The organism is Mesorhizobium sp. B3-1-6 (assembly GCF_006439555.1).
Classification (GTDB): Bacteria; Pseudomonadota; Alphaproteobacteria; order Rhizobiales; family Rhizobiaceae; genus Mesorhizobium.
This window is the reverse complement of the sequence record NZ_VFTM01000011.1, coordinates 149634-167500: the sequence shown is the minus strand read 5'-3', so window position 1 is coordinate 167500 and position 17867 is coordinate 149634. Positions and strand designations below refer to the sequence as shown.

8 protein-coding genes, 1 tRNA gene and 2 rRNA genes (1 of these 11 only partly in view) are annotated in these 17867 nt (G+C 63.3%); 5 read left to right on the top strand and 6 right to left on the bottom strand.

What is annotated here, in order from left to right; translation table 11 throughout:
* The 3 genes from FJ414_RS12530 to FJ414_RS12520 form a co-directional block, all read left to right on the top strand.
* Positions 1 to 1318: ribosomal RNA gene (locus FJ414_RS12530) — 23S ribosomal RNA — on the top strand (it extends 1480 nt beyond the left edge of the window).
* 89 nt (positions 1319 to 1407) lie between these two features.
* Positions 1408 to 1522 (top strand): 5S ribosomal RNA (gene rrf, locus FJ414_RS12525).
* 193 nt (positions 1523 to 1715) lie between these two features.
* Positions 1716 to 1792, top strand: a tRNA-Met gene (locus tag FJ414_RS12520).
* Positions 1793 to 2190: 398 nt separating this feature from the next.
* On the opposite strand, the gene FJ414_RS12515 is transcribed toward FJ414_RS12520, so the two are convergent.
* Positions 2191 to 2991 carry a SapC family protein gene (locus tag FJ414_RS12515; protein WP_140644690.1) on the bottom strand — a complete coding sequence of 267 codons (801 nt, stop codon included), beginning with the start codon at positions 2989 to 2991 and terminating at the stop codon, positions 2191 to 2193.
* Between the two features lie 149 nt (positions 2992 to 3140).
* Here FJ414_RS12515 and FJ414_RS12510 point away from each other — a divergent pair, with 149 nt between their 5' ends.
* Both FJ414_RS12510 and FJ414_RS12505 read left to right on the top strand, forming a co-directional pair.
* Positions 3141 to 3416: a hypothetical protein gene (locus tag FJ414_RS12510; RefSeq protein ID WP_140644689.1), complete on the top strand. Its 276-nt coding sequence runs from the start codon at positions 3141 to 3143 to the stop codon at positions 3414 to 3416.
* A 12-nt stretch (positions 3417 to 3428) separates the two neighbouring features.
* Positions 3429 to 4007 carry a 2OG-Fe(II) oxygenase gene (locus tag FJ414_RS12505; RefSeq protein ID WP_140644688.1) on the top strand — a complete coding sequence of 193 codons (579 nt, stop codon included), beginning with the start codon at positions 3429 to 3431 and terminating at the stop codon, positions 4005 to 4007.
* Between the two features lie 12 nt (positions 4008 to 4019).
* Here FJ414_RS12505 and FJ414_RS12500 read toward each other — a convergent pair whose 3' ends face one another.
* The 5 genes from FJ414_RS12500 to FJ414_RS12480 form a co-directional block, all read right to left on the bottom strand.
* The gene (locus FJ414_RS12500; protein ID WP_140644687.1) at positions 4020 to 4532 is read right to left on the bottom strand and encodes a GNAT family N-acetyltransferase; all 513 of its coding nucleotides are present in this window, start codon (positions 4530 to 4532) and stop codon (positions 4020 to 4022) included.
* 7 nt (positions 4533 to 4539) lie between these two features.
* Positions 4540 to 5061: a tail fiber protein gene (locus FJ414_RS12495; RefSeq protein WP_140644686.1), complete on the bottom strand. Its 522-nt coding sequence runs from the start codon at positions 5059 to 5061 to the stop codon at positions 4540 to 4542.
* A 10-nt stretch (positions 5062 to 5071) separates the two neighbouring features.
* A complete protein-coding gene (locus FJ414_RS12490; protein ID WP_246672381.1) occupies positions 5072 to 5545 on the bottom strand; it encodes a tail fiber protein in 474 nt (157 codons plus the stop codon).
* 42 nt (positions 5546 to 5587) lie between these two features.
* Entirely contained in the window at positions 5588 to 6088 is a 501-nt protein-coding gene (locus FJ414_RS12485) for a tail fiber protein (protein WP_140644684.1), read from the bottom strand.
* Between the two features lie 155 nt (positions 6089 to 6243).
* Positions 6244 to 17676: a hypothetical protein gene (locus FJ414_RS12480; protein ID WP_246672380.1), complete on the bottom strand. Its 11433-nt coding sequence runs from the start codon at positions 17674 to 17676 to the stop codon at positions 6244 to 6246.
* Positions 17677 to 17867 lie beyond the last annotated feature (191 nt).

The following is a 17867-nucleotide window of genomic DNA, read 5'->3' as shown; positions in this document are numbered from 1 at the left end:
CTTATTGGATTGAACGGGCAGCGGAGCGGTTCCAGGAAATAGCTCCTCCTTATAGACCGTACCCGAAACCGACACTGGTGGTCAGGTAGAGTATACCAAGGCGCTTGAGAGAACTATGCTGAAGGAACTCGGCAAATTGCACGCGTAACTTCGGAAGAAGCGTGACCCTTTTCTGCGCAAGCAGAGGAGGGTGGCACAGACCAGGGGGTAGCGACTGTTTATCAAAAACACAGGGCTCTGCGAAGCCGCAAGGCGACGTATAGGGTCTGACGCCTGCCCGGTGCTGGAAGGTTAAGAGGAGGGGTGCAAGCTCTGAATCGAAGCCCCAGTAAACGGCGGCCGTAACTATAACGGTCCTAAGGTAGCGAAATTCCTTGTCGGGTAAGTTCCGACCTGCACGAATGGCGTAACGACTTCCCCGCTGTCTCCAGCATAGACTCAGTGAAATTGAATTCCCCGTGAAGATGCGGGGTTCCTGCGGTTAGACGGAAAGACCCCGTGCACCTTTACTATAGCTTTACATTGGCATTCGTAGTGGCATGTGTAGGATAGGTGGTAGGCTTTGAAACCTGGGCGCCAGCTCAGGTGGAGCCACCCTTGAAATACCACCCTTATTACTATGGATGTCTAACCGCGGCCCGTTATCCGGGTCCGGGACAATGTATGGTGGGTAGTTTGACTGGGGCGGTCGCCTCCTAAAGAGTAACGGAGGCGCGCGATGGTGGGCTCAGAACGGTCGGAAATCGTTCGCTGAGTGCAATGGCATAAGCCTGCCTGACTGCGAGACTGACAAGTCGAGCAGAGACGAAAGTCGGTCATAGTGATCCGGTGGTCCCGCGTGGAAGGGCCATCGCTCAACGGATAAAAGGTACGCCGGGGATAACAGGCTGATGACCCCCAAGAGTCCATATCGACGGGGTTGTTTGGCACCTCGATGTCGACTCATCGCATCCTGGGGCTGGAGCAGGTCCCAAGGGTATGGCTGTTCGCCATTTAAAGCGGTACGTGAGTTGGGTTCAGAACGTCGTGAGACAGTTCGGTCCCTATCTGCCGTGGGTGTAGGAATATTGAAAGGATCTGTCCCTAGTACGAGAGGACCGGGATGGACGGATCTCTGGTGGACCTGTTGTGGCGCCAGCCGCATTGCAGGGTAGCTATATCCGGACGGGATAACCGCTGAAGGCATCTAAGCGGGAAACCCACCTTGAAACGAGTATTCCCTGAGAACCGTGGAAGACGACCACGTTGATAGGCCGGGTGTGGAAGAGCGGCAACGCTTGAAGCTTACCGGTACTAATAGTTCGATAGGCTTGATCGTTCTCATTACTTATATCCATCAAGGCGCAATCCGAAGGATTGTCGCCGGCACAGAAAACAGCTTCTCGATTTGAACGTGCGTTTTGCCGACCTGGTGGTTATGGCGGAGCGGCTGCACCCGATCCCATTCCGAACTCGGCCGTGAAACGCTCCAGCGCTGATGGTACTTCGTCTCAAGACGCGGGAGAGTAGGTCGCTGCCAGGTCTGCCAAGCGCACGTTCATCTCAACATCCGGATCAAACAAATCCGGATGAAAGACAATCTTCTCCTTACGATTTTTAGGCCCGCCAAACGGGATCATGGGCCGCGCAAGCGGCCCTTTCATTTGGTGGTCTCTTGATTCCGGTAAGTTAAACCTTACCTCAAAGGACGCAAGCAGACGCTTGCTCGTAGGTGACGCGGGGTGGAGCAGCCCGGTAGCTCGTCAGGCTCATAACCTGAAGGTCACAGGTTCAAATCCTGTCCCCGCAACCAAACGCAAAACGGCCCGCTCAACGCGGGCCGTTTTGCGTTGGACTGGCACGTAGTCACCGATTCGGCACTCGTTGTGAGGCACATTCCTGCTTGCCGCTGACAAACGAGGTATTTGCGCGCTGTTGTCATCGAGCGCTGGATCTGTCCCGGCTGTAAGTAAGCGATAACGCCAACGTACTTTCCTGCCGGTGCCAAGACACCGAAATGCCATTTACTAGCCCTCAACCAACGACTTCGATGTCGACGGCGAATGCCTCGCCTTTGTGAGTTCTGTGGCGTCGTGATCCGTCAAGAGTTGACAAGAATCCTCGTCTGGCTGTCCCAAAGCATCGGGCAAGCGTAGCCGATCAGCGATCATCGGCGTACCGTCACACGATCAAATTGTCGCCGCTCATTTTCTAAGCCCGCTTGCGCATCGACGCCTGGTGGACCAGCGACGACCAGCTGTTGGAGGAGGCGAGGTGGCAATAGATCATCGCCAGCGCGCCGGATCTGCGGAGGTCGAGGAAAGCCTCGTCGCCAAGCTTGTTCAGCGCAACCTCGTCGATGGTTTGGAAATCGGTGAGATTCAGGGTCTCGCCGCCTTCCAGCGTCACCTTGCTCTGCCGCGCCGCGAACAGGCCGTGCGCGTCGATCTTCTCGACCATGGCGCGGGTGGCGTTGAAATCGTTCTGGAACTGGCTGCAAAAGGCGAGCGCCTGCTTGGTCGCTTCGGTCGGCTCGGTGCCGTTGAAGAACAAAGCGAGCTTGCCGCCATCGTCTCGGAAGGGAGCGGCGAGTTGATCGACGACGCGGTCGCTGGCTCGGTCGATGCAGAGTGTCAGCCGGCCCGTTGTCGCCGACTCATCCGCCAGGATGAAGGGATAGCGCCGCACATAGGCCGGGATGTAGTGGGGTTCGGTCCAGCGGCCGTCGTGATCGACGAACAGGTTCTCGTTCTGGCGCAGGCCAGTGATGATCACCGGCGCCTTGGCCGGGCCTATGAAGACGATCGGATAGGAGCGCATGGCGCCCGGCATTTCTGAGGCCGCCACGGGGATGGAATGCGCCGCGCGGGCAAAGCCGAAATCGGCGCGCGCGATCAGCCCGAGCGAGCCATGGCGTATCGGGTTGAGCGCTTCGGGATTGCTATAAAACACCGGCAGCGCATTGCCGGAGCCGGCTAGCACCGGCGCCTTCTCGGTCTTCGCTTCAGCCATGTTCAGCCTCCTCCAAAAAGCCATGCAATAGCGCAGCTATAAAGGGTTTAGGCCAGCACAAGGGCTGGCGCAACGGCTTCCCGGCACGCTATGAACAGCATGGCGCGCCGGTATTGGCGGCAACCGGTAGTGATTGAAGGTGGACGGGAATGGCATCGGCTACGCAATTCGAGCAGGCGGTCGGGCAGACATTCGTCGTCGAGGCAGGCGGGCAGATGGTCGCGCTGGAGCTCGCTTCAGTAAAACGCGTCGCCAACAGTCCGCGCGCCGGCGGCGGCTTCTCGGCGCTGTTCAAAGGGCCGCGCGAAATGCTTTTGCCCCAGGCGACCTATCGCTTTGTCGGCAGCGAGATCACGCATGACATCTTCATCGTGCCCATCTCCGGCGACCAGGCGGGCTATATCTACGAAGCGGTCTTCAACTGAGATCGGCCGGGCGTGGTCGACTATGTCACAATCCCCAAAGTGCTGGACAAAGCGACCTGTCGCGCGTTGTGCTCGGAAATTCGCGCAGCCACCGGCGAGGCTGCCGGCCTGCTCGGCCGTTCCGATCAGAAGCCGCAATGGTCGCAGGTGCGTCGGACCAGACGTGCCGAAGTTTCGCTTGCCGCGCAGGCGCTGATAGAGCGTCTGCTGGAGCAGCAAAAAACGGTGCTCGAACGGCATTTCGCAATCGCGCTGGGCGCGTTTGAGAAACCGCAGTTCCTCCACTACCAAGAGGGCGATTTCTTCGTGCCGCACCAGGACGGCAACACGCCGATCATTCGCGACGAGTCGCGCTTCCGGAAGATTTCGATGGTGATCTTTCTCAACGGCCAGTCCGACGAGCCTTCGCCGGAGGACTATTCCGGCGGTTCGCTGGTCCTGCACGGACCTTACAGCGGTCCGGAGCTGCGCGTCGCGATGCCGGCATTGCCGGGGTCGGTGGTCGCGTTTCGCTCGGAAACGACGCACGAAGTGACGCCGGTTACGCGCAACGAACGCTTCACCATCGTCTCCTGGTATCGCGGTGCGTGATGGTTGCGGCGCTCACGGGGCCGGACGCAGCATCAGGTCGTAAACGCCCTTGTCTTCGGCCACGGTGAAGCCCAGCCGCAGGTAAAGCCGCATGGCCGGGTTGTGCTTCTCGACATGGATCGAGACCGCCTTGCCGATGGCTGCGGCTTCGTCGATGAGGTCGCTGAGCAGGGCCGAGCCGAAGCCCTTGCCGCGAAACGCCGGCAGGAAGGCGATGTCGATGATGCGGTGCTCGCCTGCCCAGCGCTCGATATAGAGCCGTCCGATATCGCTGCCGGCACGCGTGACCACCAACCAGTCGGCATCGGGGTAGTATTTGCGGTAATGCGCGTGCTGCGCCTGGAACTGCATGTCGAGAAACGCGGCCTTCTGCGCCTCGGCCCAGGATGTCACGGCCAGCTCTTCGAGGCGGGTCGAGGCATAGAGGTGCAACAGAAACGGCAGATCGGCATCCGTTGACCCGCGGAATGTGAGCCCAGCACCCGCCGCGCGCATCCAGCCGGCCGCCCCGCGAAAATGGTTCATCGGCAAATCAGGGGCGTGGTGGGAAGACGCCCTGAAGCGCGATGCAGAAATAGCAGGTGAGATAGGGTTGCATGTTGTTGTGCGGCTGGTCGCCGCCGACTGGTCGCACCGCCTGATCGTTGAGCGGCGTCAACGTGGCTGTCGCCGAGTAAGATTGCCCTGGATTCGTGCGCGCATAGGATCGTGTCGCACTTGGAGCCGCCAGATTGGCTGGATTGATATTCCCCATCAGCGTGTGCCCGTGCTGCGGCATCTCCGATATCAGCAACTGCACCGTCTCCGATCCGCCCTGCTCACCGAGATCGTGCAGCGACAGCCCCGGTCCCTGCCCCGGATGCATCGGCGCGCGGCCCTGCAAATCGGGCAAGCCAAAGTTGGACTTGCCATTGCCGCCATAGGTCGTGCCGAGCAATGAGAACAGCGCGGTGTTCTGCGATATTGGCAGCAGTTGACCGTCGCACCATGCCCAGCCCTTGGGCGCGAAGTTGAACGGAAAGATGCGGATTTCGGCGACGAACGGATCGGCCATGACGTCCTCTTCAAGTCGGCGACGGGAAGATACCGAACAGCGAGATGATGAAATTGATGCAAAGATACGGCTGGAAGTTGGTATGCGGCAGACCGCCGCCGGTCTGCCCGGCGGTCTGCGGGGACATCGGCGTCGTCGCCGGCGCTTCACGGTAGATCTGCGAGGCGCCAACCTGCCCGGTCACATTGCCGGTGGGCGTATTCGCCGCTGCGTTGTTCAACGAGGCGACAAACGGGTGCGTGTGTGAGGGGATCTGTTGGGTCGTCAGCGTGACTTCCTCCACGCCCCCGGTCTCGGCAAGGATGAAACTGTCGCCCTGATGCAGCGGCAGCCGGCCCCTCAGGTCGGGCAATGCGAAGGTGCTCTCGCCGTCGCCGCCATAAGTGGTGCCGATCAGGTTGAACAGGGTTTCATACTCCGAGATCGGCAAGAGCTGTCCTTCGCAGAACATCCAGCCGGCAGGATTGAAATTGCCGGCAAACATTCTCACTTCGCCAACATAGGGTTGTGCCATAATTGCGTTTCCTCAGGTCGGCGACGGGAAAATGCCCTGCAGGGCGATGCAGAAGCTCAGTGTCAGGAACGGCTGCATATTGATATGCGCCTGGCTGCCGCCGACCAAGGCCAGCGTACCGGGGTCCATCGTCGTAGTGGGGTTCGCTGGCGGCGTATAGACGTTGGCGACCGTTGCCAGCAGGTTGCCGGCGGGAGCCGGCACATCGGCATTGGCCGTGGTGGCCATCTCGGCATGGCTATGGACCGGCAGTTCCGAGATCGAAAGCGTGTGCGCCTGCTCGCCGCCCCGTTCGCCCAGCACATGACTGCCGCCGACATGGATGGGGACGCGCCCGCGATAGTCGGGCAGGGCGAAATTCACCCGGCCGTCGCCGCCGAAAGTGGTGCCCAGCAACGAGAACAGCGGCTGGTTCTGGTTGATCGGGAGCAATTGCCCATTGCAAAGCGCCCAGCCTTTCGGAGGGAAGGCAAAAGACATGATTCTGATTTCGGAAAGAAATGGTTCCGCCATCGCACCCCTCCTTGCTGTAAGCATACATTAGCGCAGTGCGATTACATTACGCAACGGCAATAAGGCGTGTAATAAAAAAATCTTTTAACTTCACTTTTACTAAAGTTACGCCCAGCGGCGAAAATGCCACCATCAAGGCACATGCAAGGCAGGACTTAGGGCGCCACTACCGGCGGAAGCGTCGGCAAGCTGTTGACGAAGGTGATGGTCCCGCTGCCACCCGTCGTATCGACCGTTTGCACGCCGGTGTTGTCATCCTGGATGACGCCGAGCGCCGTGCTCTGGCCCGAACCATTCCGCGACAGGTTGAGGTGCGTGCTGGCGTTGAAATTGCTCAACGAAACATCGACCGCATAGTTGGGTGAATGGGTCAGCGTGTTCTTGCTGCCCGCGCCGCCGGTGCCCGAACCGATGACGACATTGGTCGTGCTGGTGTCGGTGGCTGTGGCGCCATTGTCGACCAGCAGCGCGGCAAACGGGAATGAGCTCGTTGGCGACGTCACGCTGTTGCCGTAGATCGTGGCATTCAACGTGGCGCTGCCATCGTTGTTCTGGAGATGGATGCCGTTGTTGCCGACGCCGGTGATGGTGTTGTTTTGGATCAGGGTCGTCATCGTGCCAGCGCCGGCCACGCGCACGAAAATGCCATCCGAATTGGAGTTCACCTTGGCCGGGCCGATCTGGTTGCTGGCGATCGTGCCGGCCATGGTGCCGTTGTCCTGACCCTTGGCGACGAAGATGCCGACGGTATCGAAGGCATTGGCGCCACCGTCGGTCAGAACGTTGTGCGAGATATCGAAGGTGGTCGTCGCAGCGGAGGCAAGGCCGCCCGAGCCGCTGCGGATATCGACCGCCGTGCCGCCGCCGGGGATGATCGCCTGGCCGTTGTGGAACGTGTTGCTGCGCACCACGGCATCCATAGTGCAATTGTTGTTGGCAAGGAACGCGATGAAGTCGGCGCGCGTGCCGGCGAAGGTGCTGTTGGTCAGCGTGTAGTTGGCGGTCGCGCTGTTGTAGACCTGTCCGCGAACATTGTCGTTGCCTCCCGTCGCATCGATCAGGCCGAACTGGATGTTGTCCATGGTCAGCCGGGTCAGCGTGCCGCTGGTGTTGTAGAGGTCGACGTTCTGGTTGTAGCCGCCCGATATGCTGGAGTTGGTGATCGAAGAGGTGCCGAGCAGGTTGTCGAAGCGGATCGAGCCTTCTTCGCGGTCGCCGGCATTGTTGTTGCCGTTGACGCCGTTGATGGTCATGCCGGTCATCGTGAAGTTGGTGACGGTGTTGCCGTAGACGGCGAAGTTCGAGAAGTCGTTCAGCTGCATGTTGGCGAACGATACTCCGGAGGTATTCCTCAGGAAGATGCCGGTGCCGGCACTTCCGCTCACGGTCTGACCGCCGGCGTCTGTGCCGGTCAGGATATCGGCGCCGGTCTTGCTGGAAATCGTGCCGCCCGAGCCGGCCGAGCCGGTGCCGGTTACGGTCAGCCCGCCGCTAGAGCCGGTGCCGTCGAGCACGATGCCGGCGGCGGTGCCGCCGCTCGAGGAGATGCTCTGGAACTTCAGGCCGGAGGCGCCAATCGTCGTGCTGACGACATTGAGCGCGGTCGCCTGGCCCGAATTGATGGTGCTGCCGGAGGCGGTCGCGCTGACCGTGCCGCCGCCGGTCGCGTTGAAGCCGATCGAGTTGCTGCTCGAGGTGTCGATGGTCAGGGCGCCGGTGAAGCTGATGGTCGAGCCGGTGTTGGCGTTGAGGAAAACGCCGTCGCTCGAGCCGGTCGAGGAAACCGCGCCGCTGAGTGTCACCGTGCCGCCAGTGCGGTTCTGGATATCGATCGTGCGGCCGCCGCTGGTCTTGGTGATCGAGCCGCCATAGGTGACGGTTGCCGTGCCGCCGGAGCCCAGGAAGGCGACGCCCGACGCGCCGGTCAGCGAACCGGTGCCCAGGTTCACCGTGCCGGTGACATTGGTAAGCGCGACGTTGTTGGTGCCGCCGCCGGAGGTGGTCGAGGTGAAATTGATGCCGGCCGCGATGCCGTTGAGGTTGACCGCTTGGGCGGCAGTCGTGCTGATCGAGCCGGTGGTGACATTGAGCGCGCCGCCGTTGGTCGCCGTAAAGGCCGTGTTGGCGCTGCCCGTCATGAGGGCGAGGTTGGCGAAACTGACGGTCGAGGCCAGGCCGCCATTGTTGATCGACACACCTGTGCCCGCGGCGTTGAAATTGACCGCGCCGCTGAAGTTGACCGTATTTACGCCGGTCGCGCCGGAGATGACGATGCCGCTGCCGCCAATGGTCGACGTAACCGTGCCGGCAAAGCCGAAGCTGCCGCCGGTGCGGTTGGTGATGCTCACGGCGGTGCCGGCGACGTTGGCGATCGAGCTCGCGCTGTCGAAGGTGAAGGCCGCACTGCCACCGACGACGGACACGCCGCTGCCGCCTGTCGTGTCGACATTGGTGCCGGTGACCGTTCCGGAGGCTGCGCCAAACTTGATGGCAGTGCCGCCAGCACCGGTAGACAAGAGGGAGAGATTGGTCAGCGTCGTGGTGCCGGCAGCGCCGGTGCCGAAGTCGATATCGGTGGCCGTGACGTTCCTGATCGTCATGTTGCTGATCGTGGCGTTCGCCGTGCCGGAGCCGCTGATGCCGATCGCGGCATTGGCGCCTGTGCCGTCGTTGCCATTTATCGTAAAGCCGTCGATGATGTTGCCGTTGCCGGCCAGGGTGACGATGCTGCTGCCATCCGCGCTCGTCAGCGTCGCCGCGCCGTTTGGCGTCTGGTCGACGATCGAGATGTTGTTGCTGGCCAGCTGGATCGTCGACGGCACCGTCAGCGCCAGATCGATGTTGCCGTTGCCGAAGCCGCGCACCTGCTCGTTGGCCGCGAGTGCCAGCGTGTCGTTCCCGTTGCTGCCCGCCGCCGTGATGACGCCGCCGTCGTTGACCAGCACGATGATGTCGGTTGAAACCGCCGCCGCTTCCGCAGTGGTCAGCGTCGCCAGATTGTTCTGGTCCTTGCCGCTGCCGTCGCCCGTGGCGCTGGCGCCGACGAAGTAGATCCTGCCGACGCCGAAGCCGAGGCCGGGACTGGCGGCGAAGTTGACATCCTGGAAGTCGTAGGTGCCGGAGACCGGCGCGCTGGAGGCGTCGATGCCGACATTGGCGCTGATGGTCGAGGCTTGGTCAATCGCCTGCTCGCCGTCGCCATAGATGAAGTTGAGGTTGCTCGCCGAACTGAGGAAGACGCCAGTGTTGACACCGGCGATGCTCGAACTCGCGCCGTTCGGGTCGGTGTCGCCGAGACGCACGGTCTGGCCGCCGGTGGCGCCGCGCAGATCGACGCCGATCGAGGTCCCGGCCGCGGCCGCATTGGTGACGTCGAAATCGTTGGCGGTAACGGCGGCATTGATCGTTGCGCCGTTGAGATCGAAGGCCACGGCGGCGCTGTTGTTCAAGCCGATATCGAGGTCGTTGAAGGACAGCGCCGCGCCCAACGTGGCGGATACATCGACACCACGCGACGTGATGCCCTGCAGGTTGACCGTGCCGAGCGCGATCGTGCCGCCGCCCGACGAGGCTATGTTGGCAAGCGAAACGCCGCTCGCGGCGCCGTTGGCCGAGACGGTCGAAAAATTCAGCGATGTGGCGCCCACCGTCACGCCGCTGAGGTTCAGCGCGGTTCCCGAGGTCGTGGCGATGGTGTTGGCGCTACCGCCGGTGCCGACATTGACCGTCCCGCCGCCCGTGGCCGTGAAGCCGGCGCCGCTTGTGGCGGTGATCGCCAGCCCGCCATTGGTGAAGTTGACCGTGCCGTTGGTGTTGCCGGTCAGGCTGACCGCGTCGTTGGTGCCGGAGCTGATCTGCTTGCTGGCGCCGGAGAAGGTGATGGTGGCCGCCGTGCCGTTGTTGATGTTGGCAACGACGATGTGGCCGCCATTGGTGGCGGAACCGTCCGTCAGATTGCCCGACAGCGTCACCGAACCGCCGGTCAGTTCCTGGACCGAGACCGCCGCGCCGTTGCCGTTGGAGGCGATATTGCCGGCATAAGAGATCGTCGCATTCCCGCCGCTCTGGTCGGTGGCCGAGCCGACATTGAAGGCGGCGCCCGAGCCGGTGTTGGTCAGCGTGCCGTTGCCGAGATCGAGCGAGCCCGCCACCTGCTGCAGGTTGATGCCGTTGGCCGCGCCCGAGAAACTGGCGTTGACCGAGGTGAAGCCGCCGCCGAGGGTGGCCGAAGTGATGTCGACGGCGGTTCCGTTCGAGGTACTGACGCTGCGCGTGCCGGCACCCGTCACATTGACCGTGGTGGCGGCCGGCGGGGCGCTGCTTGCGACGCGGAAGCCGCTGCCCGTGGATGTGGTGATGCCCAGCGTGCCGTCGAAGGTGATGGTGGTGGCGCTGGCGGCGTTCTCGATGTTCACGCCACGGCCGGCCGAGGCCGAATTGTCGATCGTGGTATTGCCGAAGATGTAAGTGCCGCTCGAATTGAGAACCTCGATGCCGGCGCCGCCTGAACCGGCGACGTTGACGGCGTCGAGATCGACATTGCCGCCGCTGGCGCCGCTGATCAGCACGCCCTGGGCGGCCGCATTGGTCGAGGTGACGCTGTTGAAATGGACGCCGCCAGCGCCGATCGCGCCCTGCAGCGACAGCGCCGTCTGGCCGGTCGCGTTGATCGTCGTCGAGCCCGCATTGGCGACCGTGAGCAGGTTCAGGCCCGAGAAATCGAGGCCGGTATCGGCCGAGGTGGTGATGTCGAGGCCGCCATTGAAATTGACGGCGCCGGCGGCGGTGCCGCCCGAGATCGACACGCCGTTGCCGCCGGTGATCGTCACCTGGTCGGTGAAGGTCACCGCGCCGCCGGTGCGGTTGGCGATGTTGATGCCGCCGCCGATCAGCGTGCCGGGCGTCGCGCTGTTCGTCAGGATGCCGCGCGACACCTGGATGGTGCCGGAGCCGCCGTTCACGTCGAGCAGCGTGCCTAAAACGTCGATGTCGTTGTTGATGACCGAGAGATTGCCGGTCAATCCCGCGATCTTGATGACCGTCTGGCCCGCCGCCACATTGCTGATGGTGACGCCTTCGATGGTGATGCCGCTGGCATTGCTGAAGCCCGGCGCGCTCTGGTCGATCAGGAAAGCGGAGCCGCTGGCGCCGCTGAAATCGAAGGCGGTGTGGCGGACGGCGTTGTCGCCGAGCAGGTGCATGAAGTCGCCGGTGCCGGTGACCACGGCCTCGTCGCCGGTGATGTTGCCGCCGGTGGCTCCGAGGTTGCCGTGGACGTTCACCGGCTGGATGGTACCGATCGAGACGACGTTGCCATTGCCGAAGCCGGTGATCGTCTGGCCCGAATCGAGCGTGAAGGCGCTGGCGCCGACATCGATCGGACCGACGAAGGCGAAGTTCTGGGCGCCGGTCAGCGCATCGGCGGCGGCAAGCGAAATGGTGCTGACGCCCATGCTGAGATTGCCGGTCGTGCCGGCATTGATGAAGCCGCCCGACTGCGAAACCAGCGTGACCGCGCCAGGCGCCGAGGCCAGATTGGCGCTGCCGGTGAAGAACACGTCGTCGAAATCGTAATCGCCTAGAGTCGGATCTAGGCCGACCGCGTTGACGGTGTAGCCGTTCGTCGCCGCGGAGATCGAGGATTCCAGCCCGTCGGTAGAATCGCCGTCGCCGAAGGTGAAGGTGGCGTTGGCCGAGGTGGCGGTGGTCTGGCCGGACGACAGATCGACGCCGACGCCGACATTAGCGATCGAGGACCCCTGGAAGAAGGTGATGACCTTGTTGCCGGTCGTCGAGGACAGGTCGATGCCGCGCGAGGTGAGGTCGCCGAGGCCAGTGATGATGGCGGCGAGGCTGAAATCGGCCGCAGTGGACGAGCCGCTGAAATCGATGCCGGTCTGGTTAGCGCCAACATTGCTCACGGTGGTCGTACCGAACAGGACGTTGGCATTGGTGCCGCTGAAATCGATGCCGGCCGTGTTGGCGGCCAAGCCCATCGTCACAGTGGTGCCGCCCGAGAACGTCACCTGGCCGTCATTGTTGGCGATCTCGATGCCGTTGCCGCCCGCGCCCGAGATTGTGACGCTGCCGAAGCCCAGGTTGGCGCCGCTTGCCACGTTCGAGACCGAAAGGCCGTTGCCGGTTGCATTGGTGATCGACAACAGCGCCATGTCGTTGAATGTGGCGTTGCCGGCAAGCCCGCCGATCACCGCGCCGCCGCCGCCGGTTGCCGTCAGCGTCTTGCCGAGGCCGAAGGTGATCGCCCCGCCCGTCGGCGCCGTCGTCGTGCCGATGGCGAAGATATTGCCGGTGCCGGTCGAGGTGACGTTACCCGTGAACGCGACAGAGCCGCCGGTGGTGCCGTCGACCTTGATCGCCGTGCCCGGCGCGCTTGCCGAGCTGGAAATGTTGGCCGAAACGGTGATCGCCGCGCTGCCGCCGGACACCACGACGCCGTTGCCGGTGCCGGAATTGGTGATGGTGCCGCCGATCGAGATGGTGCCGGTGTTGTTGGTCAGGTTGACGTCGTCGCCGGAAACGCCGGTGGTGAAGAGGTTGCCGACGTTGACGGTGGCAGCGCTGCCCTGAACGACGAAACCCGGGCCATTGCCGACGACGGTTGCGATCGTGGTCGTGCCGTTGAAGGTATAGGTGCCGCTGGCGACATTGGTGAGGCGGATGGCGTCGCCATTGACGCGGCTGATGTCGACGCCGCCAAAGGTGACGTTGCCACCGCTGGTGTTCTCGATGACGATACCGGTCGGCACAGTACCGCCGGAGCCGTCGACGGTGACGCTGTCGAAGGTCACCCCGCCGGCGCCGATGGTGAGGCCGCTGGCGCCGCCGAGCTGGATACCCTTTTCGGTGACGCCGCCGCCCGTGGCGATGGTGTTGGTGCCGGTGACGTTGAGCGTGCCGCCATTGATGGCGCTGAAGGCGAAGCCGCCGTCGGTGGTGAGGTCGAGCCCGCCGTTGAAATTGATCGTGCCGCCGGCATTGCCGGTGAGATCGATGGCGTTGGCCGCGCCGGTGCTGGCTGTGATCTTGCCGCCGAAGGTGGCACCGCCGCCGGTCATGGCGTTGATCTTGACCGCGCTTGCCGCGCTCGTCTGGTTGATCGTGCCGTTATAGGTAACGGTGGAAGTTGCCGTGTCGATGTTGAAGGCCACACCGGACGTGCCGGCGATCGAGCTCGCATTGTCGAAGGTGAGCGCGCCGGTGGAACCGCCGGTGACGCTGACGCCGGTGCCGGCGCCGGTGATGTCGAAATTGTTGAAGGTGCCGGTGCCGCTGAAATTGCTAGCCAGGAGGCCGGTGCCGCTGACGCCGCCCATCGTGGTGTTGGTGACGTTGATAGCGCCCGATGCGCCGGTCAGATCGATGCCGGTGACGGCGCTGGTGATCGTCACGCCAGTGATGGTTGCCGCGTTTACATCCGATCCGTTGATCGCCGAGCCGGAGCCGGAGTTGCTGATGCTGAGATCGGCGACGCGGTTGCCATTGGCGAGGTCGATGGTGCCGCCGGCCGAATTGTTGAGCGTGGCGGCGCCATTGCCGAACGGATCGGCCTGTGTGCCGGAGGCAACGACATTGGTGCCGGTGACATTGGCCGGTGGCCCGCCGAGAGAGACCGTGTTGCTATTCGCGAACGAGACGAGCTGCTGACCATCGGCAAGCGTGAAGCCGTCCGCATCGGTGTTGATGTTTCCAGTGCCGTCGTTGATGAGCACGAAGACTGTGTTCGCGTCGGTGGTCAGGTCGTCGGCGGCAGCCGCGTTGATAAGATCGCTGACGTCCGCGCCGCTGCCGGTGCCGGTGTCGGCCGCGCCGACGAAGATGATGTTGGCAGCATCGAACAGTTGCGGCCCGACGAGCGCCGTGCCGTTGAAGGCATAGGTGCCGCTGCCGGCCATCAGGCCGCGCATGTCGAGCGAGGCGACCGTGCCGGTGATCGAGGCGCCACCGGCGGCACCGAAGGAGAAGGTGGTGTTGGCGGTGGTGCCGGCAGCACCATGCGTGCCCATCTGCACGCCGGTGCCGGCCGTTATGATCCCGCTGCCGATGGTGACAGAGCCGCCGGTGGTGCCGGAGAGGTCGATGCCGGTCGAGGTGCCGGCGCCCGCGATGTCGAGCGTCGTGGCGGTGAAGGTCGAGGAACTGCCGGACAGATCTAGGCCGGTCTTGCCGGTCGGGAGGTTGGTGATGTCTATGTTGCCGAAGGCGATCGTGCCGTTGGTGCCGAAAACATCGATCGCGTTCTGGCCTGGCTGGTCGATGGCGACGTCGCCGAAAGTGACGGCGCCGGAAGTGGTATCGAGAATGATGCCCGAGCCAGTGAGGGCGGTGACGGTGACCTTTCCGCCGAAGCCCACCGTTGCCGAACTGTTCTGAATGACAATCCCGTTCGGCACGCCAGAGATCGTCGTCGTGCCGGTGATATCGAAGCTGCCGGTAACGTTCGAGAGAGCTATCCCGGTGCCGCCGGCAGTATGGGTGAGGCTGGTCAGCGTGACGTCCAGCCCGATCTGCGAGGCACTGAACCCTTGGCCGGAATTGCCGGAAATCGTCCCGCCGGTCGTCGTCAGTTTGCCGGTGCCGGTGGAGCTTGCATCGACGCCGCTGCCGGCATTGTTCTGCGAATTGAGCGTCTGGAAATTATAGGTTCCATCGCCGGTGATCGACAAGCCATCGGCGCCGTTGCTGTTTAGCGTCGTGGTGCCGTTGAAATTGTAGGTGCCGGCCCCCTGCAGGGACAGGCCCGCACCAGTATTGCCGGTCGAGGTCAGGTCGGTGGCAGTGGCGCTACCGGTGCCGTCGAACAGCACACCGGCAAGGCCGGCGCCGCTGACCGACATGCCGGTCAGCGTAACGCCGGTGACGCCGCTGCCATGGATGCCATTGGCGCTGCCACCCGAAATATTGAAATCGAGCAGCGAGCTGTTGTTGGCCAGCGTTACAACGTCGCCCGCGCCGGTGCTGGTAAGCGTCGCGGCGCCGTTGACATCCGAGACAACCTGGTCGTGCTGGACATTGTCGCCGGTGACGTTGATCGGGACGCCGCCGAGCGAGAAGCTGCGGCCATTGCCGAAGGAAGCGAGCGTCTGGCCGGCGCTCAGCGTGAAGCCGCCGCCGGCATCGATCGGCGTGTTGCTGGCGTCGTTGACCAGCACGAAGATGGCGGTGCCGTCGGTGTTGGCATCGGCCGTCGCGATCGAGGCCAGATCGAGAAGCGAGGAGCCGTCGCCTGTTCCTGTCGCGGCAGCGCCGACAAAGATCACATTCTGTGTGTCGAAAAGCTGCGGCCCGCTGAAGGTGGTCGAACCGAAGGCATAGGTGCCGAGCGTCTGATTGAGGCCGCGCGCGTCGAGCGAGGCGGTGATGCCGGCGATCGAACCGCCGCCGAAGGTGAAATTGGCATTAGCCGAATCGGCCGGCGTACCGGCAATGCCGAGGCGAACGCCGGTGTCGACATTGGCAATGATACCGCCATTGGTGATGGTGATGACCGCACCGCCGGCGCTGGGCGAGGTGAGGTCGATGCCGGCGGAGCCGGCCGCGCCGGTACCGGTAAGATTGAGCGACTGCGCGGTGAAATTGGTCTGGCTTCCGGAGAAGTCCAGGCCGGTGCCGGCTCCGAGCCCGGAAATGACGATGTTGCCGGCGACCACAGCGGCGTTGACGCCGCTGAACGACATGCCGTCGGCGCCGGGATTGGTGATGGCGATGTCACCGAAGCGGATCGATGCCGGCGAGTTGGTGATCGCGACGGCCGGGCCGGTGGTGTTCGAAATATTCGTCGCGCCATTGACGGTGAAGCTGCCCGACACCTGGTCGAGGATGACGCCCGACACGCCGCCGCTCTGGGTGATGGAATCAAGCACGACATGGGCGGTGATCGGATCGATGAAGACGGCGGTGCCGCCATTGCCGGAGATCGTGCCGCCGGTGGTGGTGAAGCTGCCGCCGCTCGACGTGCCCTGCACCGTTATGCCGCGGTCGGTGTTGTTCTGGGCATTGACGGTGGCGAAGGTGTAGGTGCCCTGTCCGGTTATATCGAGGCCGTCATCGGAATTGCCGTTGAGCGTCGTCGTGCCGGTGAGGTTGTAGGTGCCGTTATCCTCGATGTGCAGGCCGTCGAGGCCGTTGCCGGTCGCGGTGAAATTGGACGCGCTGACGCTGGTGGAATTACCGGTGAAGTCGGCGCCGTTGCCGCCGGCGCCGCTGACGGTGACATCGGTCAGCTTCGTGCCTGCGGCATTGTTGCCGAAGATGCCGTCGCCGCCGCCGGTGATGGTGATGTTGCTCAGCGTGTTGTTGCTCGCCAGAGTGATCACGGGGCTGGCGGCGTTGGTGCCTTGGATGGTGCCGTTGCTGCCGCCGAAATTGTATGTGCCGACGCTGCCGTCGGCGAGCTTCGCCTGGACGCTGCCGCCGCCGCCAATGACGGTCTGGCCGGCGGTGAGATTGACACCGCCGGTGGTGATGTTGCCGCTGCCGCCGAGCGCGACGATGAAGCCGTTGCCGCCGGCCTTGGTGACGGCATCATCCAGCGTGGTCGGATCGCCGATGGTGCCGAGGCCGAGCGAATTGCCGCCCTCGGCGAAGAAGAAATTGCCGAAGGCCGCATTGGTGGCAGCGTTGATGGCCACCCGCGTCGTCGTGCCGTTGACCCTGTCCTGGTTCTCCAGCCTGACGCCGATGTCGCCGCGCACGCGCTCATTGAGACGCTTGCGCAGGCCCGGGCTGACCGTGGAGACGAGATCGGGATCGTCATCGACGGAACTGCCCTTGCCCGACACGTTGAACGGCACCGTCAGCCGGACGCTGCCGGCGAACTGGGTGTCGTCGCGGTTATCGTTGCGCACCTCGCCGGTGAAGGTCAGCGACGTGCCTTTGCCGACGACGTCGCCGAAGGTGTACTCGATCCCCGCCTTGGCCCCGGTGATCGAATGGTCGTCGCCGTTGGGATCGGCGAAATGGTAGGCGCCGACGTCGAAGCGCAGCGACTGGTTTTCCGGCAGGTCGATCGGCGCCTGGACGCCGACCTCGCCCTCGATGCCCCAGGCCGCATAGGTGCGATGGTCGATCGTCGAAATCTGTTCGAGCAGCTGGTTGCCGACGAGCGACAGCGTCGAATCGATACCGGTCGAGCCGCGGTCCTTGCTGATCGGCAGGTAGACATTGACATGCGCGTCGTATTTCGAGGTGATCGCCTCGAGGCCGAGCGTGGTGGCGACGAACTGGTGGCTGTCGTCGTTCTGGATGTTGAGATAGGCGTAGCCGCCGACCATCAGATCCGGATTGACGATGCGGCGCACGCCGAGGCCGACATCCTGGCCGAAGCCGTTGTCGAAATCATATTTCGAGCGGACGTCGAGGAAGAGGACCGATTCGAGGTTCTGCTTGATCGGCAGGAAGCCTTCGAGCGCCGAATAGCCACTGTTGCTGTTGGCGCCGATGATGGCACGGACCTGCGGCTGCCATAGCCCGGCATCGTCGGCATGCGCGGCCAGGCCCGACAATGCGAGAGCGACAGTGGTCAGCGCGGAGGTGCGCAGCAAAATGCCTGAGCGGCGGGATGCAGCCAATGCTCCGCCGCGTCGCCGCATTTGGCGCTCAGCGGTCTTCCCCCGACGTTCAATCAGCCCTGTGCGCGAGCGCATCTACCCGTCCCGGCTGCCGCCATGCTCTTCCACTGGGATAGCGGATAGCTAATGTATTGCATAGTATTGCACGGCAATTCACGGTGGCGATACGGTATTAACACAGAAATTAGAGT